This is a genomic window from Dyella humicola (assembly GCF_026283945.1).
Lineage (GTDB): Bacteria > Pseudomonadota > Gammaproteobacteria > Xanthomonadales > Rhodanobacteraceae > Dyella > Dyella humicola.
The window spans coordinates 394,520-415,602 of record NZ_JAPDPC010000003.1 but is presented as its reverse complement, the minus strand read 5'-3'; the positions used below and the strand labels follow the sequence as shown (position 1 = coordinate 415,602).

General features: G+C 63.5%; 20 protein-coding genes and 1 rRNA gene. 10 read left to right on the top strand and 11 right to left on the bottom strand.

Features of this window, described 5'->3' with window-relative positions; translation table 11 throughout:
- Positions 1 to 338 (bottom strand): 16S ribosomal RNA (locus OUZ30_RS18430); the annotation flags it as partial.
- Between the two features lie 446 nt (positions 339 to 784).
- Between OUZ30_RS18430 and OUZ30_RS18425 the strand changes: the two genes are divergently transcribed.
- The gene (locus OUZ30_RS18425) at positions 785 to 1,234 is read left to right on the top strand and encodes a DUF192 domain-containing protein (RefSeq protein WP_266183894.1); all 450 of its coding nucleotides are present in this window, start codon (positions 785 to 787) and stop codon (positions 1,232 to 1,234) included.
- 231 nt (positions 1,235 to 1,465) lie between these two features.
- Here the strand turns inward: OUZ30_RS18425 and OUZ30_RS18420 are convergent, their stop codons facing one another.
- Positions 1,466 to 1,663, bottom strand: a complete 198-nt coding sequence (locus tag OUZ30_RS18420; protein WP_283256132.1) for a rubredoxin — start codon at positions 1,661 to 1,663, stop codon at positions 1,466 to 1,468.
- A 100-nt stretch (positions 1,664 to 1,763) separates the two neighbouring features.
- Between OUZ30_RS18420 and thiE the strand changes: the two genes are divergently transcribed.
- The 3 genes from thiE to OUZ30_RS18405 all read left to right on the top strand — a co-directional run bounded on the left by thiE (position 1,764) and on the right by OUZ30_RS18405 (position 4,704).
- Complete coding sequence (thiE, locus tag OUZ30_RS18415) at positions 1,764 to 2,387, top strand: thiamine phosphate synthase (protein WP_266183893.1); 624 nt, start codon at positions 1,764 to 1,766, stop codon at positions 2,385 to 2,387.
- Between the two features lie 10 nt (positions 2,388 to 2,397).
- Positions 2,398 to 3,684: a glutamate-1-semialdehyde 2,1-aminomutase gene (gene hemL, locus OUZ30_RS18410; RefSeq protein ID WP_266183892.1), complete on the top strand. Its 1,287-nt coding sequence runs from the start codon at positions 2,398 to 2,400 to the stop codon at positions 3,682 to 3,684.
- 153 nt (positions 3,685 to 3,837) lie between these two features.
- Positions 3,838 to 4,704: an ion transporter gene (locus OUZ30_RS18405; protein ID WP_266183891.1), complete on the top strand. Its 867-nt coding sequence runs from the start codon at positions 3,838 to 3,840 to the stop codon at positions 4,702 to 4,704.
- Between the two features lie 8 nt (positions 4,705 to 4,712).
- Here OUZ30_RS18405 and OUZ30_RS18400 read toward each other — a convergent pair whose 3' ends face one another.
- The 8 genes from OUZ30_RS18400 to OUZ30_RS18365 all read right to left on the bottom strand — a co-directional run bounded on the left by OUZ30_RS18400 (position 4,713) and on the right by OUZ30_RS18365 (position 13,260).
- Positions 4,713 to 5,948, bottom strand: coding sequence for an acetylornithine transaminase (locus OUZ30_RS18400; RefSeq protein ID WP_266183890.1), 1,236 nt, complete (start codon positions 5,946 to 5,948; stop codon positions 4,713 to 4,715).
- Positions 5,949 to 6,984: 1,036 nt separating this feature from the next.
- Positions 6,985 to 8,325 carry a sigma-54 dependent transcriptional regulator gene (locus tag OUZ30_RS18395; RefSeq protein WP_266183889.1) on the bottom strand — a complete coding sequence of 447 codons (1,341 nt, stop codon included), beginning with the start codon at positions 8,323 to 8,325 and terminating at the stop codon, positions 6,985 to 6,987.
- 346 nt (positions 8,326 to 8,671) lie between these two features.
- A complete protein-coding gene (locus tag OUZ30_RS18390) occupies positions 8,672 to 9,091 on the bottom strand; it encodes a VOC family protein (protein WP_266183888.1) in 420 nt (139 codons plus the stop codon).
- Positions 9,088 to 9,549, bottom strand: a complete 462-nt coding sequence (locus OUZ30_RS18385) for an HIT family protein (RefSeq protein WP_266183887.1) — start codon at positions 9,547 to 9,549, stop codon at positions 9,088 to 9,090. The genes OUZ30_RS18390 and OUZ30_RS18385 overlap by 4 nt, the downstream gene beginning before the upstream one ends.
- On the bottom strand, positions 9,549 to 10,367 hold the full coding sequence (locus OUZ30_RS18380; RefSeq protein WP_266183886.1) for an SDR family oxidoreductase: 819 nt from the start codon (positions 10,365 to 10,367) through the stop codon (positions 9,549 to 9,551). Before OUZ30_RS18380 ends, OUZ30_RS18385 begins: the two co-directional genes overlap by 1 nt.
- Positions 10,368 to 10,445: 78 nt before the next feature.
- A complete protein-coding gene (locus OUZ30_RS18375; protein WP_266183914.1) occupies positions 10,446 to 11,048 on the bottom strand; it encodes an LON peptidase substrate-binding domain-containing protein in 603 nt (200 codons plus the stop codon).
- 185 nt (positions 11,049 to 11,233) lie between these two features.
- Positions 11,234 to 12,589 (bottom strand): UDP-N-acetylmuramate:L-alanyl-gamma-D-glutamyl-meso-diaminopimelate ligase, encoded by a 1,356-nt coding sequence (mpl, locus tag OUZ30_RS18370; protein WP_266183885.1) that lies wholly within the window; start codon positions 12,587 to 12,589, stop codon positions 11,234 to 11,236.
- 86 nt (positions 12,590 to 12,675) lie between these two features.
- Positions 12,676 to 13,260, bottom strand: a complete 585-nt coding sequence (locus OUZ30_RS18365; protein ID WP_266183884.1) for an adenylate kinase — start codon at positions 13,258 to 13,260, stop codon at positions 12,676 to 12,678.
- Positions 13,261 to 13,485: 225 nt separating this feature from the next.
- Between OUZ30_RS18365 and OUZ30_RS18360 the strand changes: the two genes are divergently transcribed.
- Genes OUZ30_RS18360 through OUZ30_RS18350 form a run of 3 tightly spaced genes read left to right on the top strand, consistent with a single transcriptional unit; the run spans position 13,486 to position 15,193 of the window.
- Positions 13,486 to 13,647, top strand: coding sequence for a VOC family protein (locus OUZ30_RS18360; RefSeq protein WP_266183883.1), 162 nt, complete (start codon positions 13,486 to 13,488; stop codon positions 13,645 to 13,647).
- A 3-nt stretch (positions 13,648 to 13,650) separates the two neighbouring features.
- Positions 13,651 to 13,914 carry a VOC family protein gene (locus tag OUZ30_RS18355; RefSeq protein ID WP_345781055.1) on the top strand — a complete coding sequence of 88 codons (264 nt, stop codon included), beginning with the start codon at positions 13,651 to 13,653 and terminating at the stop codon, positions 13,912 to 13,914.
- A gap of 7 nt (positions 13,915 to 13,921) precedes the next feature.
- Positions 13,922 to 15,193, top strand: a complete 1,272-nt coding sequence (locus tag OUZ30_RS18350; protein WP_266183881.1) for a 6-phosphofructokinase — start codon at positions 13,922 to 13,924, stop codon at positions 15,191 to 15,193.
- Here OUZ30_RS18350 and OUZ30_RS18345 read toward each other — a convergent pair.
- Positions 15,183 to 15,953 carry an alpha/beta hydrolase gene (locus OUZ30_RS18345; RefSeq protein ID WP_266183880.1) on the bottom strand — a complete coding sequence of 257 codons (771 nt, stop codon included), beginning with the start codon at positions 15,951 to 15,953 and terminating at the stop codon, positions 15,183 to 15,185. The genes OUZ30_RS18350 and OUZ30_RS18345 overlap by 11 nt on opposite strands.
- Before the next feature lie 200 nt (positions 15,954 to 16,153).
- On the opposite strand from OUZ30_RS18345, the gene OUZ30_RS18340 reads away from it, so the two are divergent.
- The 3 genes from OUZ30_RS18340 (at position 16,154) to OUZ30_RS18330 (ending at position 21,065) form a co-directional block, all read left to right on the top strand.
- Positions 16,154 to 16,597, top strand: coding sequence for an RcnB family protein (locus OUZ30_RS18340; RefSeq protein WP_266183879.1), 444 nt, complete (start codon positions 16,154 to 16,156; stop codon positions 16,595 to 16,597).
- Positions 16,598 to 16,798: 201 nt separating this feature from the next.
- Positions 16,799 to 18,847 (top strand): sodium-translocating pyrophosphatase, encoded by a 2,049-nt coding sequence (locus OUZ30_RS18335; RefSeq protein WP_266183878.1) that lies wholly within the window; start codon positions 16,799 to 16,801, stop codon positions 18,845 to 18,847.
- A 100-nt stretch (positions 18,848 to 18,947) separates the two neighbouring features.
- The gene (locus OUZ30_RS18330) at positions 18,948 to 21,065 is read left to right on the top strand and encodes a prolyl oligopeptidase family serine peptidase (protein WP_266183877.1); all 2,118 of its coding nucleotides are present in this window, start codon (positions 18,948 to 18,950) and stop codon (positions 21,063 to 21,065) included.
- Positions 21,066 to 21,083 lie beyond the last annotated feature (18 nt).

The window sequence follows — 21,083 nt, the reverse complement described above, 5'->3', positions numbered from 1 at the left end:
TCTGGACCGTGTCTCAGTTCCAGTGTGGCTGATCATCCTCTCAGACCAGCTATCGATCGTCGCCTTGGTAGGCCATTACCCTACCAACTAGCTAATCGAACATCGGTCCGTCTAACCGCGCGAGGTCCGAAGATCCCCCGCTTTCTCCCGTAGGACGTATGCGGTATTAGCGTAAGTTTCCCTACGTTATCCCCCACGTCTAGGTAGGTCCCGATGCATTACTCACCCGTCCGCCACTCGCCACCCACAGTATTGCTACTGCTGTGCTGCCGTTCGACTTGCATGTGTTAAGCATGCCGCCAGCGTTCAATCTGAGCCAGGATCAAACTCTTCACTTAAGTTTTCGACCATCCGAAGATGATCTATCTTTCTGAAGGGTATGTCCCAACGTAAAACGTCATTGCTGACTTATATGTTGGACCCTTGCATTGCTTTGGACAGTCATTCCGTCCACTGCAAGGCGTCCACACAAGTCACCTGCGCACACTGTCAAAGATCTTAATCACTTGCGACTCGTTGCCGATATCGCGTTGGAACATTTCGTTCCGAGTGAGCCGCTCATCTTACATCGTTTTTCCTGTCCGTCAACACCTTCAGCGAAATATTTTTTGCTGTCGGGTTGTGGTGGAAACCGTCCAACGAAGAGCGTCTCGTTGGCAGGAGCGGAACTATAGCGCCCATCCACGAACCTGGGAAGGGGTATGACGACATTTTTTTCACTGCGATGACAAACGCGGCCGCCGCTACACTCGCGAACACTTCTCCGAAACGAGCCCTCACAACAATGAAACGTCTGCTCGCGCCTCTTTTAATGGTCTTTGCCACCGGCGCTTTCGCTGCGCCCCAGCCGAACGCGCCCGCCGTGCAGCTGCACGGCAAGCGCTTTACGACGGAATTCGCCACCAATAATGCGAGCCGTGAGCGTGGCTTGATGATGCGTACCGAGCTTGCGGCCGATCACAGCATGCTGTTTGTGTTTCCTGAGGACGACCAGCGCTGGTTCTGGATGAAGAACACGCTTATTCCGCTCGACATCCTGTACTTCGATGGCCATCGGAAGCTGGTGTCGGTGCAGGCGAACGTGCCGCCATGCAAGGCTGATCCCTGCCCTAGTTATCCGAGTGACCTGCCGGCCCGCTACGTACTGGAGCTGGCGGGCGGCACGGCTGCGAAGATCGGCGTCCAGGTAGGTGACGAGCTGACGATCGAGGGGACGGTCGGCCCCGTGCAGTAAGCAGCGGCCGATAAGTCGTGCCGGCAGGGAACGCCGACATGATAGGGAACGAGCAAGTCGGGGCGCAGATGTTCCAGGGCGTCCCAGTCGTCTTCAAAAGGAATGAACTGTTGCATGGTGCTGCTCCTGCCGTGTGCGCACCGTTTTGTGGTGCGCAGGAGCATTTAAGCAAACGGCCCGGTCCGTACGATGACGGAATCGGGCCGTTTGAGGGCAACGCAGCGAGCGAAATCAGTCGATTTCGATCATCTCGAAGTCTTCCTTGGTCGCGCCGCAGTCCGGGCACGTCCAGGTATCAGGTACATCGGCCCAGCGCGTGCCAGGCTCGATGCCCTCGTCGGGCAGGCCCAGGGCCTCGTCATAGATGAAGCCGCAAACAACACACATCCATTTGCGCAGGGTGCCGGTTTCGTTGGAGCTCTGATTCATCGCTGAACTGCTTGTTATGGAGAATAAGAGGCGCATTCTCGCAACTCCCCTGCCGATGCGAAAGCGTATGGCAGCTACTTTTAGTACTGGATTGAACCTGATGCATGCTCGACTTCGGGGCCGCGGCCTCTATGTGATCACCGACGGCCCCCGCCCCGACCTGCTGGAGGTAGTGGCCCAAGCCCTCGCCGGCGGTGCCCAGCTGGTGCAGTACCGCGACAAGACGACGGATAGCGCGCGCCGGCTGGCCGAAGCGCGCGTTATCCAGGCGCTATGCGCCGACCGAGGTATTCCGATGATCGTCAACGACGATATCGAGCTGGCCCGGGCCGCGGGCGCCGACGGGGTGCACCTGGGCGAAGACGATGGCGACGTCGCTGCCGCGCGGAACGCATTGGGGCAGCAGGCCATCATTGGCGTGTCCTGTTACGACTCGCTGGAGCGGGCCCGTGCGCTGGCCGCTGCCGGCGCCGACTATGTCGCCTTTGGCGCCTTCTTCCCCTCGCCCACCAAGCCGAACGCAGGGCGTGCCTCGCCTGAACTGCTGCGACAGAGCGCCGCGCTGGGCGTGCCCCGGGTGGCGATTGGCGGCATCACCCCGGACAATGGCGGATCCCTGATCGAAGCCGGCGCAGACTATCTGGCCGTGATTTCGGCCGTGTTCGGCGCTCCGGACGTGCGCGCCGCCGCCGAATGCTTTGCCCAACTTTTCCCTTCGCATTGAGATGTCCACGATGACCACCAACCACGAACTCTTCCAACGCGCGCAGCACTTGATGCCGGGCGGCGTGAACTCGCCGGTGCGCGCTTTCAAGTCGGTGGGCGGCGAACCGTTCTTTACTGCACGCGCGGACGGTGCCTATCTGTGGGATGTGGAAGGCAAGCGCTATATCGACTATGTCGGCTCATGGGGCCCGATGATCGCGGGTCACAACCACCCGCATGTGCGCGAGGCGGTGGAGCGGGCGGTGAAGAACGGCCTGTCCTATGGCACGCCCTGCCCCGCCGAAGTGACCATGGCCGAGACGATTACGCGCCTGGTGCCCTCGATCGACATGGTGCGCATGGTCAACTCGGGCACCGAGGCGACGATGTCGGCCATCCGCGTCGCCCGTGGCGCCACGGGGCGCAACAAGATCGTGAAGTTCGAGGGCTGCTACCACGGCCATGGCGACAGCTTCCTGGTGAAGGCGGGCTCGGGCGCGCTGACGTTTGGCGTACCCACCTCGCCCGGCGTACCCAAGGCGAATGCCGATCTCACATTGACTCTGGCCTATAACGATCTGGAGGCCGCACGCGTGCTGTTCGATGAGTACGGCAGCGACATTGCCGGCCTGATCATCGAGCCGGTGGCCGGCAACATGAACTGCATCCCGCCGAAGGAAGGCTACCTGCAAGGCCTGCGCGAGCTGTGCACGAAGCATGGCGCGTTGTTGATTTTCGACGAGGTGATGACCGGCTTCCGTGTCGCCCTGGGTGGCGCGCAGGCGTATTACGGCGTCACACCGGATCTCACCACGTTCGGCAAGATCATTGGCGGCGGCATGCCGGTGGGCGCCTATGGCGGTCGCCGCGAACTGATGCAGCAGGTGGCGCCGGCCGGCCCGATCTATCAGGCGGGCACGCTGTCGGGTAACCCGGTCGCCATGGCCGCTGGCCTGGCGATGCTGGAGTTGATCCAGGCGCCGGGCTTTTACGAGCAGCTCGCAGCCCGCACCCGCCTGCTCACCGACGGACTGCAGGCTGTGGCGGACGGTGAAGGGCTGGCCTTCAGCACGAACCGTGTCGGTGGCATGTTCGGTCTGTTTTTCACCGGCGAGAAGGTCGACACCTACGCCCAGGCCACTGCCGCGGATACGGCGCTGTTCAACCGCTTCTTCCACGGCATGCTGGAACGCGGCGTGTACCTGGCGCCCTCGGCGTTCGAAGCCGGCTTTGTTTCCAGCGCGCATACCGAGCAGGACATCGCCGATACGCTGGAAGCGGCACGGGCCGCCATGCGCTCCGCCCGCGCCGGGTAAAGCACACGGAATACGCTGCACGCCAGCCGATGCGCATGGCGTGCAGCGTAGCGTAGGTGCACGAGCGGATCCCGGCTAGCGTTCCCAAGTCACGCCGAAAGGAGCAGGCCGGCGTTATGCTGCGTTCCAACGCGCGTAAGGGATGCCGCAGGCATGGGCCAGCCGAAGCCGCTTCAGAGTGAGTCTTCCGTCGCTCCCGCGACCCAGAGTGGCTGGCGTGCCCGCTGGTTTCACATCATCTTCGCTCACGACGACGCGCCGGGACGCCTGTTCGACCTCGTGCTGATCGTGGCCATCCTGTCGAGCATTCTGGTCACCATGCTCGACACCGTGGTCGACCTGTCCGAGCGGTTCGAGACGGCGTTCTATGTGCTGGAATGGATCTTCACGATCGCCTTCACCGTGGAATACGTGATGCGCCTGGCCGTGGTGGCAAAGCCGCGCCGCTACGCGTTGAGCTTCTACGGCATCATCGACCTGCTGGCCGTGCTGCCGACCTATCTCAGCCTGGTCGTCACCGGCAGCCAATACCTGCTGGTGATCCGCGCTGTGCGCATCCTGCGCATCTTCCGCATTCTGAAGATGGCGCGTTACGTGGGCGAGGCGGATCTGCTGTGGAGCGCGCTGGAGCGTGCACGCCACAAGATCCTGATCTTCGTCAGCACCATCCTGACCCTGGTGTTGATCTTCGGTGCGCTGATGTATCTGGTCGAAGGGCCACAGCACGGCTTCACCAGCATTCCGCGCGCGATGTACTGGGCCATCGTGACCCTGACGACGGTGGGCTACGGCGACATCACGCCGCACACCGTGCTGGGCCAGGTACTCACCTCGCTGATCATGCTGGTGGGCTACAGCATCATCGCGGTTCCCACCGGCATCTTTGCGGCGGAACTGGCCGCCGGCATCCGTGATGCGCGCCAGCGCACGGTATGCCCGGGCTGCCAGCTCGACGATCACAACGCCGATGCGCGCTACTGCCGCCGCTGCGGGACTGAGCTGACGCGCACACCGCAGTAGCGCCGCGCTCAGGTCTCCAGATAGGAACGCAGCGCGGCTTCCAGGCGTTGCAAACCTTCAGCGATATCGGCGTCGCCGATATTGAGTGCCGGCACGAAGCGCAGCACGTCCGGCCCGGCCTGCAGCAGCAGCAGACCATGCGCCGCAGCGTGATCGAGCACCGAACCTGCCTTGCCCTTATGCGCATCCTTCAGCACCGCGCCGAGCATCAGGCCACGGCCGCGCACTTCGTCGAATAGATCCACCGATGCGTTGATGCGCGCCAGGCCATCGCGCAGCGCCTGCGATTGGTGCTGCACATTGCCCAGAACTTCCTCCGATGACAGCTTACGCAGCGCGACCCGCGCCACCGCCGCTGCCAGCGGATTGCCGCCAAAGGTGGTGCCGTGTGCGCCGAACTGCATGGTCTCGGCCACCTTGGGGCCCACCAGCATGGCGCCGATCGGGAAGCCGCAACCGAGCGCCTTGGCCAGGGTCACGATGTCCGGGGTCGCCTGATCCTGCACGTAGGCGAACAGCGAACCGGTACGGCCCATGCCGCACTGAATTTCGTCCAGGACCAAGAGCGCGCCGTGCTTGTCGCACAGCTCGCGCACACGCTTGATGAAGCCTGGCGCGGCAGGCAGCACGCCGCCCTCACCCTGCACCGGCTCCAGCATCACGGCCGCCACGTCACCGTGGGCGAAGGCAGCTTCAAGCGCGCCCACATCATTGAAGTCCAGATAGCGGAAGCCGCCTGGTAGCGGCTCGTAGCCTTCCTGGTACTTCGGCTGCGCGGTGGCGGTGACGGCAGCGAGGGTGCGGCCATGGAACGAGCCGCGGAAGGTGACGATGACGCGCTTGTCGGCCTCGCGGCCCTGCGACGAGGCCCATTTGCGCACGAGCTTGATCGCCGCTTCGTTCGCTTCGGTGCCGGAGTTGCACAGGAAGACGCGCTCGGCAAAGCCCGACGCGGCCACCAGCTCTTCGGCCAGGTGCAGCGGCGGCTCGCTGTAGAACACATTGCTGGTGTGCCAAAGCTTGTGCGCCTGGGTGGTGAGCGCTTCCAGCAGATCGGGATCCTGATGGCCCAAGGCGTTCACCGCGATGCCGGCGCCGAAATCGATGTAGTCGCGCCCCTGGGTGTCCCACACGCGCGAGCCCTTGCCGTGATCCAGCACCACATCGCGCGGTCGATACACCGGCAGCCAGTAGCGCTTGCCGAGATCGATCAGGGACTGGGCGGAAGGGTCTTGCGAATGCATGTCGTACTCCGGGCGTCGTCGGCGGGACGGCACCATGGCAGGGTTGGAATGGGGTTTGGGGGAACGCCGCAAGCCTGGTGCGCCGCACCACGCATCGTAAGCCCTGCGCCAGGCGATTGCACGGCATCGGCGCGGCCAGCTTCGAATCCGTGCGGCCCACGAAGAGTGTCAACCACACCCGCAACTTGTATCAGCCGGGTTACACCTGCGCAAAAAGCGCTTAACTGCGCGGCTCACAAGGCGTTACACCGGCATCTGGCCGATGCCGGTGTAACGCCATCAACACGCCCTTCACGCGGCATGAAAGCGGCCTGCGCGCAGCAAACCCGCACCGTTGGTGCATTTGCCGGCATTGGCACGCCGCTTGCTCTCTTTCACTCGTACAGGCGGGGAAGGGGGAAGGGCCAGCTGCGACAACGCACCGACCACCGTGGCAGGGACATCCACGGCGGCGGATTGGCAACGCCTTTGGGAGGCCCAGGGCAACGTCGGCGCGAGCCTCGCAGCTGGCAATGGTCGTCCCCCCATCCCGTCATCAATGGCCACGCCCGAGCAACGCGTGGTCCGATCGAAATTCCGCCGCGAGGCGGTCATGTGGGCGGTAACCCGGCAACCCCTGTGGCCGGGGCACCAATGGAAGCCCCCGGTCCGACCCCTGCGGGCCGGGGGCCTTCCTCTTCTGGGCCATGAGGTGAGCGGCGGGTGCTTGTAGTGACTCGGCTGGGTTGGCGCCGAACCAGCCATGCTTTCGCGAGCGCCCGCCGCTCACCTCGCTGCGGCCATCGATGCCTTCAGGTATGAGCTAACACTCCGCCGTGGTGGATGGCCGATCGCTTAGAGCCTGTCCAAGGTCTACGCGCAGCCAAAAGCGTGCTGGCACTGATTCTCTCCGCAACTTGCATGGGAGGGGCTAAAAGCGTGCCCGCATACTCCGTCCCTGCTTGTCCCAAAAACGGGACTCCCTGGGATCGCAGGGAGGGTTGGGGAGGGGTGTTTGTGGTCACTCGGAGACGTTGAGCAACTTCTTGGACGCTACTCAGCGCAGCTCATCGAGCGCTAGCTGGTGCTTCTTGCATAAGCGATAGATGGTGACCCGCGACACCTTGAGTCGACGCGCACATTCGCTCACGTTGAAGCGGCTTTCACGCAGGCAGGCCATGACCGCATCGCGCTCGGCGGCAACACGCGTGCTGCCGAGGCTGGAATGCGCCGCCCGTTTAGTCAGCACATCGGACAGATCCAGGTCGTCCACGCCGATCAGGGCATCCTCGGCAACCACGGCGGCGCGCTGCACCCGATTGAGCAGTTCGCGTATATTGCCCGGCCACGCGAAATCGAGCATGGCCCGCCGCGCCGCGGCGCTGAAAGAGCGTGCACGGCTGGCATGTAGCTCGCGGAAAGCATCGAGAAAACGCTGTGCCAGCGTCACCACGTCATCATCGCGTTCGCGCAACGCAGGCATGCGCAGGCGCAGCACGTTGAGCCGGTAATACAGATCCTCACGGAAGCGCCCCTGCTCGACGGCCTTTTCCAGATCCACATGGGTGGCGGCCAGCACGCGCACGTCCAGCTTGATCAACTGGCTGCTGCCAACGCGCTCCAGCGTGCCTTCCTGCAGGAAACGCAGGACACTCGTCTGCGCGTCGAGCGGCAGATCGCCGACCTCATCGAGAAACACCGTGCCGCCTGCCGCGGTCTCGAAATGGCCGATGCGGCGTGCGTTGGCTCCGGTGAAGGCGCCGCGCTCATGTCCAAACAGTTCCGACTGCACCAGGTTGGGCGGCAACGCTCCGCAATTGATGGCTGCAAACGGCCGGTCGGCACGCGCCGAAAGACCATGCAGCGCGCGCGCAGCGACTTCCTTGCCCGTGCCCGTCTCGCCGGTGATAAGCACCGGCAGCTCCACTGGCGCATATTTGCGAATGCTCGCCACTACCGTGCAAATGGCGGCGCTGCGCCCCGTCACTCCGATGTCGCTGGGCTCGGCGACCAGTGGCTGGTCGCCACCGATCCGCGCCAGCGACTCCAGCAGGCGATCGACGTCCACCGGCGTGGTGAAGTACTCGATGCTGGCATCGAGGATGCGATCGATCAGTGGGTCGTGGGTTGGCATGTCGGGCGCAATCAACGCCACCCATGGCAGCCAGGGATGATCGGCCATGAGCTGGGCCATGGCCTGGGCTGACTCGGAGTCGCCGTGACGCAGATCCGCCAGCGCAACCACCGTGTCGTTGTTGCGCATGCCGACACCGCTCTGCGTGCCGGCATCGGCCACGCGGATGATCCATCCTGCCTTCGCCAGGCCAGCGCGTTCCTCGCTGGCAGGCTGCCCAAACCAGACGACACAACGCCTGGCTTCCTCCCTCAAAACAGCCATGGCTCCCTCCCCCTCCCCTATAAGGGTCACAGGTTTCGGCCGGGCGCAGCCAAGTGATTGGCTAGCCCCGGTTACCACGTCCGTCGCGCAACTTACGCCGCGACCGATGGAAATATGTGATGTGCGTCACACAATATACAACTATGCGCATGACAGTCACCCGACAAATGGCGCATATCCGTCGAACGGAAGCCTAAGGTCGGGCGATTGGCTAAGACCTATGGCCTAGGAATTTTTCGCGGAAACACTACCTGCGCCCACCGACTTCGAAATACCGCAAGGCGCGTGATAGGAATGACACGACGAAATCGATCAGCCATCAGGCCGGACCGGCGACGTCAATGAATCACCATACACCCGTATTGGGCATCGAAGCCCAAGGCTCCTGCGGTGACAGCTGGCCATCCTGCAGCAATTCGATGGAAATGAGGTCGGGCGAGCGCACAAAAGCCATGTGGCCATCACGCGGAGGGCGGTTGATGATGTAGCCCATCGACTGCAGGCGGGCGCATGTGGCGTAGATGTCGTCCACGCGGAACGCCAGGTGGCCAAAGTTGCGCGCACTGCCGTAATCCTCGGTGGAGCCCCAGTTAAAGGTGAGCTCGACTTCCGCCTCCGGCGTTTCCGGCGCGGCCAGGAAAATCAGCGTGTACTTTCCGGCGGGGTTCTCCATGCGGCGGTTTTCTTTCAAGCCCAGCCCTTCGCAGAAGAAGCGCAGGCTGGCGTCGATATCGCGGATGCGGATCATCGTATGCAGGTATTTCATGAAGCACTCCGTGGCGCTGGGGAAGCACCGTCAGGTGGTAGCGACAGGCGAATGCGCTCGGCCATGCGATCAAGTGCGTCGCGTGGTGTCGGCGCGGGCAAGCCGTGGGGATAGACGCGCAGCAGGCCATCGGCGACGCGACGCGGCTGGACGTGCAGGTGGAAATGCGCCACTTCCTGGCCACCGGCGTGGCCGTTGGATTGCCATAGATTGAGGCCGGGCGAATCGAACACGGTACGCAAGGCATGCGCGACGCGCACACCCAACTGCATCACGTCACCCGCGAGCGCGGGGTCGATCGCGTAGATGTCCTCGACGTGCTGGCGTGGCACCACCAGCACGTGTCCAGGCACCGCCTGGCGCAGGTCGAGAAAAGCCAATGCAGCATCCGTTTCCGCGACCACGCTCGCTTCCAACCGGCCCGCCGCGATGGCGCAGAACGGACACCCCACGACCATCAGTCCAGAAAGAGGTCGGGCAGCAGCGATTGAGTCGGATCCATCGCGTAGGGCGAAAGATCCGTGATGCCGGCCTCGCGCAGCACGTCATCGTCGATCAGGAAATGGCCCGCGAAACCCGCGGCGGGGCGGATCAACACCGCGTGCGCAGCGTCGGCCATGATGGCCGGCTTGCGGCAACGCTCCAGCGGCACGCCGGGAATCAGATTGAGCGCATCGGTGGCGATGATGGTACGCGGCCACAGTGCATTGACCGCCACGCCCTTGGAACCGAACTCACCGGCCAGGCCCAGTGTGACGAAGCTCATGCCCATCTTGGCCAGCGTATAGCCGGTATGCGGCGCCCACCACTTGGGTTTGAGCGACGGTGGCGGCGCCAGCGTGAGGATGTGCGGGTTGGCAGCCTTGAGCAGGTGTGGCAGGCATGTTTGTGCGCACAGGAAGCTGCCTCGCGCATTCACTTGCTGCATCAGGTCGAAGCGCTTCATCGGTGTGTCGAGCGCGCCGGCCAGCCAGATCGCGCTGGCGTTGTTGACCAGGATGTCGATGCCGCCGAACGCTTCGACGGTGGCAGCGACGGCAGCCTGCACTTCGGCTTCTTCGCGGATGTCGCACTTGATCGGCAAGGCCTTGCCGCCGGCCGCCTCGATCTCCGCCGCCGCGCTATGGATGGTGCCCTGCAACTTGGGGTTGGGCACGCTGCTCTTGGCCGCAATGGCGATGTTGGCGCCGTCACGCGCGGCGCGCAGCGCGATCGCCAGGCCAATGCCACGCGAAGCACCGGTGATGAACAAGGTCTTGCCTGCCAGACTGCCCATGAGCTGCGTCTCCGCCAAAATGAAAGAGTGTAGAACGTCAGGTCGTGATAGCCATGCGAGCGTTCACGACGTCGATGATCAAGCCTTTTGGAAACGCGGCAGGATATCGCGCAACTCGCCGAGCCGCTGCACAGGGTCGGTCAATTCCAGCATGCGTTGGCGCTCGTCGTCGTGCAGTGGCAGCAGCTCCGCCAAGCGAAAACCAAGCCAGCTGGCGTCGTCGTACAGATGACGCGGCGCATGCCGCCAATGGGGCCCCATGGTCTCGATCAGGCGTTCCAGGATGGATTGCAGCAGCGCAAACTCTACCGGGACCAAGTGAGTCGACTCTTCCGCCCACACATCGACTTCACCGCGCACCAGACCGTTGGAACGCACGCGCGTCCTGGCCACGCGAAACCGTTCGCCACCCTCCGCAAGAATCCCCAGCAGGCCATCTTCGCGATTGTGGAAGTCGCTAATCCGAGCCAAGGTGCCAACGGCAGCCGGCATCGCTGGCTCACCCACTTCGTGCCCTTGCAGGATCAAACACACGCCGAACGGGCTGCCCGTGCGTGCGCACTCGCGCACCATGTCCAGATAGCGTGGCTCGAAGATGCGCAGCGTTAACTGGCCTCCGGGATAGAGCACGGTGCCGAGGGGAAACAACGGCAGATCGATGAGATGCGTTTGGGCCGCCATGGAGGAGAAGTTTAGCGGGTTGCGCAAGCACGCTCCCTCTCCCCTGCGGGGAGAGGGTTGGGGTGAGGGGGCAACCTTGCGATCAGACTCGGTGGAAACCGGCTTTGTAGTCGTTTACTCGCGAGCACCGGCCCCTCATCTCAACCTTCTCCCCAGAGGGGCGAAGGAGTCAGTGCTTAGAGCCGCTACGACTTGAGCGCTTCGACAAATCGCCTGGGCGCGCCTTCGAAACCACCATTGGACATGAACACCACGTGGTCACCCGGGCGCGCCTGACTACGCAGCGCCCCGATCAGCGCATCCACCGTCGGCACCGCGCTGCCGCGGCCATTCAGCGCGGCCGTGACGCGACCCGCGTCCCACGCCAGCTCGGGGCGATGCAGAAACACCACCGCATCGGCGTCGGCCAGTGAAGGTGCCAGCGCTTCCGCATGAGCACCCAGGCGCATCGAATTGGAGCGCGGCTCCAGCGCCACCAGGATGCGCGATGCACCCACCTTGGCGCGCAGACCAGCCAGCGTCGTGGCAATGGCCGTGGGGTGATGGGCGAAGTCGTCGTAGACGCGCACATCGCCCACCTCGCCCACCACCTCCATCCGTCGCTTGACGCTTTCGAAGCTTGCGAAGGCCGGCAGCAAGGTGCGCGGATTCGCGCCGGCCGCTGTCGCGGCGGCCAGCGCAGCGAGTGCATTCATCACGCTGTGGTTGCCCAGCAAGGACCAGTGCACTTCGCCGATCAACTCGCCGTTGTGGCGCACGGCGAAGGCCGAGCCATCGGCGACGAGCAAGTCCGCCTGCCAGTCACCCTTGCCAATACCGAAGGTTTCCACGGGCGTCCAGCGGCCCATCGCCAGAACTTCGAACAGATGCTGGTCATGTGCATTGACGATCAGTCGGCCATTGCCCGGCACCGTGCGCACCAGGTGATGGAACTGACGCTGGATGGCAGCCACGTCCGGGAAGATGTCCGCGTGGTCGTATTCGAGATTGTTGAGGATCGCGATGCGTGGCCGGTAGTGCACGAACTTCGAGCGTTTGTCGAAGAAGGCGCTGTCGTATTCGTCCGCCTCGATCACGAACGGCTTGCCGCTGCCGACGCGGGCGGAGACATCGAAATTGCCGGGCACGCCGCCAATCAGAAAGCCGGGCGCCATCCCTGCGCTTTCCAGCAGATGCGCCAACAGGCTGGTGGTAGTCGTCTTGCCATGCGTGCCGGCCACGGCCAGCACTTCGCGCCCCTGCAGCAACGTATCACCCAGCCATTGCGGCCCGGAGATGTAGCGCAGCTGTGCGTCCAGCATGTACTCCACCGCCGGGTTGCCACGCACCATGGCGTTGCCGACCACGACGAGATCCGGAGCCGGCTTGAGGTAGTCGGCCTGATAACCTTCCATCAAGCGGATGCCGAGCGACTCCAGCTGGGTGCTCATGGGTGGATAGACGTTGGCGTCGGAACCTTCAACAGTGAGTCCTAGCTCACGTGCCAGCGCGGCGACGCCGCCCATGAAGGTGCCGCAGATGCCGAGGATATGCAGGCGCATGTGTAACCCGTTGGCTGGAACCTGGAGGCGGGGAAGCAAGATCCCGCCTCGGAAAACATCGGGCCGCCCTGCGGCGGCCCGGAGTATCAGCCGTTGGCGGCTGCCGTGTTGCTGGACAGTGCGCGCTTGACGCGAGAGGTGACCTCGTCGAGTTCGCCCACGCCGTCAACCACCTGCAGCTTGCCGCGGCGAGCGAAGAAATCCGCCACCGGTGCCGTCTGCTCCGCGTAGATGTGCAGGCGATCGCGTACCACTTCCGGATCGTCGTCATGGCGGTGCTCCGCCTTGAAGCGAATTTCACAGCGGCCAATGATCACTTCGTTGGGCACATCGAGCTTCACGACGGCATCCAGCGGCTGGCCGATCTTGGCCAGCAGATGATCCAACGCGTCAGCCTGGGCCAGGTTGCGCGGATAGCCGTCGAGGATGAAGCCGTTCTTGACGTCGTCAAGGGAAAGACGCTCTTCCAGCATGCCGAGCAGGATGTCGTCGGATACCAGCTTGCCGGCGTTCATCACTTCCTTGGCTTTCAGGCCCTGCGGCGTGCCAGCTGCCACCGCCGCGCGAAGCATGTCGCCGGTCGAGATGTGCGGTACGCCGAGTTCCACCTTCAGCCGTGCGGCCTGGGTGCCTTTGCCCGAGCCGGGCGGACCGAGTAGGACGAGTCGCATAATGCTCCAAGGTATCCACGAGCCACCGCACGCTGCGGCACCCGTTGGATTCAAGATAGTGGCCTGCAAATTAACTTCTGCGACGTGTCCCGTCAAACGAGCATCGCCGACATTTCGCGCCAAGTCATTGTTGCAAAACGGATACTTGACGACACACGATAGCCGCAAAGGACACATCGAAGGCCGACGACGGGCCCGCTATCCCGACTGACGAAAGGATCTGCCATGTCAATTCCCCGGATTCATATCGTGACGCTTGGCGTGAGCGACCTTGTACGCTCCCGGCGTTTTTACGAAGCGCTGGGCTGGAAGGCGTCGTCCGCCAGCAATGAGGGCATCGTCTTCCTGAAAGGCGCCGCGGGCGTGCTGGCCCTGTATGGCCGCTAGGCGCTGGCGGAAGATGCCCAGGTCGAAGATCAGCCCAGCGGCTTCGCCGCGATCTCACTCGCGCGCAATGCCAGCTCCAAGCCCGAGGTGGATCAATGTTTCAACGCCGCGGTAGCCGCTGGCGCCACGGCCATCAAGTCGCCACAAAAGGTCTTCTGGGGTGGCTATTCCGGCTATATCGCGGATCCGGACGGTCATTTGTGGGAGTTCGCTTTCAACCCGTACTTCGTGTTTGATGAGCAAGGCAACCTCGCCCTACCGGACTGATACACCCATGACAAAGTCGACGTCACAACCCTCAGGTCGCCTGCTTTATGCCCAGTCCGGCGGCGTCACCGCCGTGATCAATGCCACTGCCGCAGGCGTGATCGAGGCTGCGCGCGCCAAGGGCGTGAAGGTCTGTGCGGCGCGCAACGGCATTCTCGGTGCGCTGCGCGAGGATCTGATCGATACGTCCAAGGAATCCAAGGCCGCCATCACCGCGCTGCGCCATACACCGGGCGGCGCGTTTGGGTCCTGCCGCTACAAGCTGAAGTCGCTCGAAGCGAACCGCGCCGAGTATGAGCGCCTGATCGATGTATTCCGCGCACATGACATCCGCTGGTTTCTCTACAACGGCGGCAACGATTCCGCCGATACGGCGCTGAAGATCTCCCAGCTCGGCAAGGCCATGGGCTACGACATACGCTGCATCGGCGTGCCCAAGACGGTGGACAACGATCTCGCCGTGACCGACTGCTGCCCGGGTTTTGGTTCGGTGGCGAAATACACCGCGGTGTCCACGCTGGAAGCCAGCCTCGATGTCGCCTCGATGGCCGATACGTCGACCAAGGTCTTTATCGTGGAAGTGATGGGTCGCCATGCCGGCTGGATCGCCGCAGCAGCAGGACTCGCCGGCGAAGGCGCCGATGCGCCGCCGCACCTCATCCTGTTCCCCGAGCGCGTGTTCGACGAAGCTGCCTTCCTGGCCAAGGTGAAGGCCACGGTAGAACGCGTGGGCTGGTGCACCGTGGTCGCCTCGGAAGGCATTCGCAATGCACAAGGCCAGTTCCTTGCGGAAGCGGGCACGCGCGATGCATTCGGCCATAGCCAGCTGGGCGGCGTGGCACCAGTGCTGGCCGCGCTGGTGAAGGAAAAGCTCGGTTACAAGTATCACTGGGCTCTGCCTGACTACCTGCAGCGCTCGGCTCGTCACCTCGCCTCGAAGACCGACGCCGATCAGGCCTACGCTGTGGGCAAGGCCGCTGTCGACTACGCGCTGGCCGGCATGAATGCCGTGATGCCGGTGATCGTACGTACCAGTGACGCGCCCTACCGCTGGAAAATCGAAGCCGCACCGCTGCTGAAGATCGCCAATCGCGAAAAGAAAATGCCCGCGGGATTTCTCTCCCGTGACGGCTTCGGCATTACGGCGGCAGCGCGACGCTATCTCGCTCCTTTGATTCAGGGCGAAGCACCATTGCCATACGGCAAGGATGGCCTGCCGAAGTATGTGACGCTCAGGAACGAAGCCATCCCACGCAAGCTGCCCTCGTTCAAGGCGTGAGAAAGCGGGTCATGCTCACGCGGTAATCCGCGTAGTCCTGGATCGTGTTGTGGCCTGCGTCGGGTACGACTTGCTGTGCGGGTGCCTGGGGAAAAGTGGCGGCGAGCGCCGCCGTGCGCTCGGCAGGAATGATTTCGTCCTGTCCGGCGCGTATCAGCAAGACCGGAGCATGAATGGCGGCGGCGTGACGCCACGATTCAAATCGCTCGCGCATCAGGGCGTTCACTGGCACCCATGGGTAGTAAGACGCAGCCACCCGCACCAGGCTGTCGAACGGCGTCACCAGCACCAGCCGCTCGACCGGCCGCTGAGCCCCCAACTGGACCGCCACGCCGCTGCCAAGGCTGCGGCCAATTACCGCGACCGACGCATGTTGCGGCGCGACCCGATCAAACAGGGCGACCGCATCCGCCACCAGCGCTGATTCGGTCGGCACACCCTCGCTGGCGCCATAGCCGCGATAAGGCAGCAGATAAATCGTCCGATCGGGAAACCACGACGCAAGATCGGTGCGCGCGTCCTCGACTCGCTCAGCGTTCCCACCGAAGTACAGCAACGCCCGCCGCTGCCCCGGGTTCATCACCCATCCATGCAAGACGACGCCATCGCGGGTCAGCGCGAAGTCTGGTCGCTGCTTGACCAGCCACGTCGCCTCCGGGTGATAGACCAGCTGACGCTGCCCCAGGTACAACGATAGGCAGAGCGCGCCGTAGAGCAGCGCAGCAAGCAGTACAAACACGGCCGTCACCCGCAGGAACATCACCCCCTCCCTCGTGCATGAACCACCAGCAGGCCCTCAATCCACGCACGCCACGCGGATGCATGTCTCGTGAATGAGCGATAGCTGAAAGCTCTCACGTCCTTCGCAGGAAATCACCCTCAGCGTTCAGATACGGATTTCTACGATGAGCTTGCCTGACCAACGCCCGTGGCGTCGGCTGGCTTACCGAGGAGGATGCGATGAAGGCCCTTTCCAGCGTGCTCGTAGCTCTGTCCCTGCTCGTGAGCAGTGGCGCCGCCCTGGCCGATCACGACCACGACGACCATGGACACGACCGCGGGCAGGGATACGCCGATCGCCATGATCGCGATGACCACCACGATCGCGACGACCGTCGGGACCGCTACAACCACGACGACCGTCATCGTGGCGGCGACTGGGATCACCGTGGGGAAGACCGCCGCTATTACGGCGTCCGCTATGACCGCGCCGACCGCTATTACGCCGGGCCGCGCCACTGGGAACGTGGCGTCCGCTATGACGGGCCCATGTACATCGTGAACGACTACGTCGATTACCGGCTGGCTCCGCCGCCGTATGGCTACCGCTGGGTGCGCGACGACGGCAATTACGTGCTCGTATCGATCGGCGACAACATGATCCTGGACGTCGCTATCCGCTGATCGCCCCGTCGGCTGCCCCAAGGGCGATGCCGTGAGGCATCGCCCATTTTGTGACCGCGGCCCACCATGCGCTGCGACGCACAACACGACTGTCGTCAACCTCTGCCTATACTCCCCAGGACCGCCCGCAAAGGGCGGTCGCCGTGTCGGGCTGCCGGAGGCGGTCCCGATGGAGGTATTACCACTCATGGGGAGGCTCTGATGCTGCAGCAGTATGGCTTGTGGATCGTGCTGGCATGTGCGGTCTTGGCAGTTCTGTATGGCGCGCTCTCGGTGCGCTGGGTCCTGGCGCAATCACCGGGTAATGCGCGCATGCAGGAGATCGCAGCGGCGATCCAGGAGGGTGCAAAGGCGTATCTCAACCGCCAATACACCACCATCGGCGGCGTCGGTGTCGTGCTGTTTCTGATCATCGGTTTCGCGCTGGACTGGGGTACCGCCGTCGGCTTTGCTGTGGGCGCCATCCTGTCCGGCGCTACCGGCTATATCGGCATGAATGTTTCGGTCCGCGCTAACGTGCGCACCGCCGAAGCGGCCCGAAACGGACTCGCCGCGGCACTGAATGTGGCGTTCCGCGGCGGCGCCATCACCGGCATGCTGGTGGTTGGCCTGGCCCTGCTCGGCGTCACCGGGTATTACCTCGTTCTGCGCTACCTGGGCTACGAGACCATGCACGCGCTGCACGCGCTGGTCGGCCTGGCCTTCGGCTCGTCGCTGATCTCGATCTTCGCGCGCCTGGGCGGCGGCATCTTCACCAAGGGCGCCGATGTGGGCGCTGACCTGGTCGGCAAGGTGGAGGCCGGCATCCCTGAAGATGACCCGCGCAACCCTGCGGTGATCGCCGACAACGTGGGCGACAACGTCGGTGATTGCGCAGGCATGGCCGCCGACCTGTTCGAAACCTATGCGGTGACCTTGATCGCCACCATGCTGCTGGGCGGCGTCATGGCCGAGCAGACGGGAAGCAACGGTGTGCTGTTCCCGCTGCTGCTCGGTGGCGCCTCCATCGTGGCCTCGATCATCGGCACGTTCTTCGTGAAGGCCCGCGGCCCCAAGATCATGAATGCGCTCTACGCCGGCGTCGCAGTGTCGGCGGTACTTGCCGCCATCGCGTTCTGGCCGATCACCAGCCAGTTGATGGCCGATTCAGCCTACGGTGTGGGCCATATCTACGGCTGTGCCCTGATCGGCCTGGTGCTGACCGGCGCCATGGTGGTGATCACCGAGTACTACACCGCCACCGAATATGGCCCGGTGCAGCACATAGCCAAAGCGTCCACCACCGGTCATGGCACCAATATCATCGCGGGCCTGGGCATCTCGATGAAGGCCACGGCCTTGCCGGTACTCGCCGTTTGCGCGGCGATCTGGGGCGCCTACGCACTGGCTGGCCTGTACGGCATCGCCATCGCGGCGACGGCCATGCTCAGCATGACCGGCATGATCGTGGCGCTCGATGCTTATGGCCCGATCACCGACAACGCCGGCGGCATTGCCGAAATGGCGGATCTACCTCCGGAGGTGCGTGGCATTACCGATCCGCTCGATGCGGTCGGCAACACCACAAAGGCGGTCACCAAGGGCTATGCCATCGGCTCTGCCGGCCTCGCCGCGCTAGTGCTGTTCGCCGACTACACGCACAACCTCAGCCAGCATCTCAATGTCACCGATTTCCGCTTCGATCTTTCCAACCACTACGTGATCATCGGCCTGCTGATTGGCGGCCTGATCCCGTACTTGTTCGGTGCGATGGCGATGGAAGCCGTGGGTCGCGCGGCCGGTGCGGTAGTGGAGGAAGTGCGCCGACAGTTCCGCGAGATTCCCGGCATCATGCAGGGCACGGCCAAGCCGGATTATTCGCGCGCGGTGGATATGCTGACCAAGTCGGCGATCAAGGAAATGCTGGTGCCTTCGCTGCTGCCTGTGCTGGTCCCCGTGCTGGTGCTGTTCGGCTTCAAGTGGCTCGGTGGCGTGGAAGCCGGTGCACAGGCGCTGGGTGGCGTCTTGATCGGCACCATCGTCACCGGCTTGTTCGTAGCCATCTCCATGACCACCGGCGGTGGTGCCTGGGACAATGCGAAGAAGTACATCGAGGACGGCCATTTCGGCGGCAAAGGTTCGGAAGCACACAAGGCCGCCGTCACCGGCGACACCGTCGGCGATCCGTACAAGGACACGGCTGGACCGGCAGTGAATCCGCTGATCAAGATCATCAATATCGTGGCCTTGTTGCTGATACCTCTGCTTTGACCAAGCGCGCACGATCACCTCATCGGTGATCGTGCGAACCCGCACGGCACGATTGCCCCCTCTCCCCTTTGGGGGGAGGGAGTAAGGAATAGGAAATTCCATGGCATCCAAGACCTCACTCTGGCTGGTACTGGCGCTGAGCCTCACACTAGGCGGCATGACGCACGCAACTGACAAAGCCATGCCGGCTGCGCCGGCAAGCAATGATCCCAACCTGTGGCTGGAAAACATCGACGGCACCAAGCAGCTCGACTGGGTCAAGCAGCAGAACGCCGACACGGTCAGGAAATACGCCGACAGCGCCGAGTTCAAACAACTCGATGCGCGCCTCCTCGAGGTGCTCGATTCCAACGAGCGCATCCCGATGGTGAGCAAGATCGGCGACCACTTCTACAACTTCTGGCGCGACAAGGATCACCCCAAGGGCCTGTGGCGCCGCACCACGCTGGACGAATACCGCAAGGACCAGCCGGCATGGGAAATCGTGATCGATCTCGACGCCCTGGCCAAATCCGAGCACGAGAACTGGGTGTGGCACGGCGCGGAGTGCCTGAAGCCTGATTACCAGCGCTGCCTGGTCTCCCTATCGCGCGGCGGCGCAGACGCCGATGTAGTGCGCGAGTTCGACCTGCCCGGCAAGCAGTTCGTCAACGGTGGTTTCGAGCTGCCCGAGGCCAAGAGCCGGGTCGCCTGGATGGACCAGGACCATCTCTACGTCGCCACGGACTTTGGCCCCGGCTCGATGACCACGTCCAGCTATCCGCGCATCGTCAAGGAATGGAAGCGCGGCACGCCGCTGTCCAGCGCCACTACCGTGTACGAAGCCGAGAACGACGACATGAGCGTATCGGCGGCACGCGACAACACGCCCGGGTTCGAGCGTGACTTCGTCGTTCGACAGATCGCTTTCTACGACAGCGAGACCTTCGTTCGTGGCAAGGACGGCAAGCTCAGCAGGATCGACGTGCCGACCGACGCCATCACCGACGTGCACCGCGAATGGCTGCTGATCGAACCACGCAGCGACTGGAATATCGGCGGCAAGACGTACAAGTCCGGTTCGCTGCTAACTGCACGATTCGACGACTACATGGCCGGCAAGCGCGAGCTCACCGTGCTGTTCGAGCCTACCGATAGCACGGCTTTGGACGGCTATTCGTGGACCCGCCATCAGTTGATCCTCAATGTGATGGACAACGTGGTGAACAAGCTGGAAGTGTTGACGCCACGGGCCGGCGAGTGGAAACGTGAAAGCCTGGGCGGCGCGCCCAAGCTCTCCACTATCGCCGCAGGCGCGGTGGACGAGGACAGCCGCGACGACTACTTCCTCACGGTCTCCGGCTTCCTGCAACCCACCACGCTGTACTATGGCACGCTCGGCCAGGGCGAAGCGCAGGCGATCAAGCACAGCCCCAGCTTCTTCGATGCCTCGCGCTTTGAGGTGAGCCAGCACTTCGCCACCTCCAAGGACGGCACCCGCGTGCCCTACTTCGAGATTGCCCCGAAGAACCTCAAGGCTGATGGCAAGAACCCGACCCTGCAATACGGCTACGGCGGTTTCGAGATCTCGTTGCAGCCGAACTACAGCGGCAACGTGGGTCGTGCCTGGCTGGAGAAGGGCGGCATCTACGTGATCGCGAACATCCGTGGCGGCGGCGAGTACGGTCCGCGCTGGCACAAGGCCGCACTGAAGGCGAACCGTCTGCGTGCCTACGAAGACTTCGCTGCCGTGTCCGAAGACCTGATCGCACGCAAGATCACCTCGCCGCAGCACCTGGGCGCGATGGGTGGCAGCAATGGCGGATTGCTGATGGGCAATATGCTCACACTGTATCCGCAGCTGTATGGCGCCATCGTCAGCCAGGTGGCCCTGCTCGACATGCAGCGCTACACCCACCTGTCGGCCGGTGCCTCGTGGATTGCCGAGTACGGCGACCCGGACAAGCCGGCCGAGTGGTCGTGGATCAAGACCTTCTCACCGTACACGAACGCCAGGGCCGCACAGAAGTACCCGCCGGTGCTGTTCACCACCTCGACGCGCGACGACCGCGTAGGTCCGGTGCACGCGCGCAAGATGTACGCCAAGCTGGACCAGCTGGGCTATGACACCAGTTTCTACGAGAACATCGAAGGCGGTCACGGCGCCGCAGCGGACAACAAACAGTCTGCCTTCATGAGCGCCCTGGGCTACAGCTACCTCTGGGAACACGTGAAGTAGGGCCGCCTCACCGCGTAA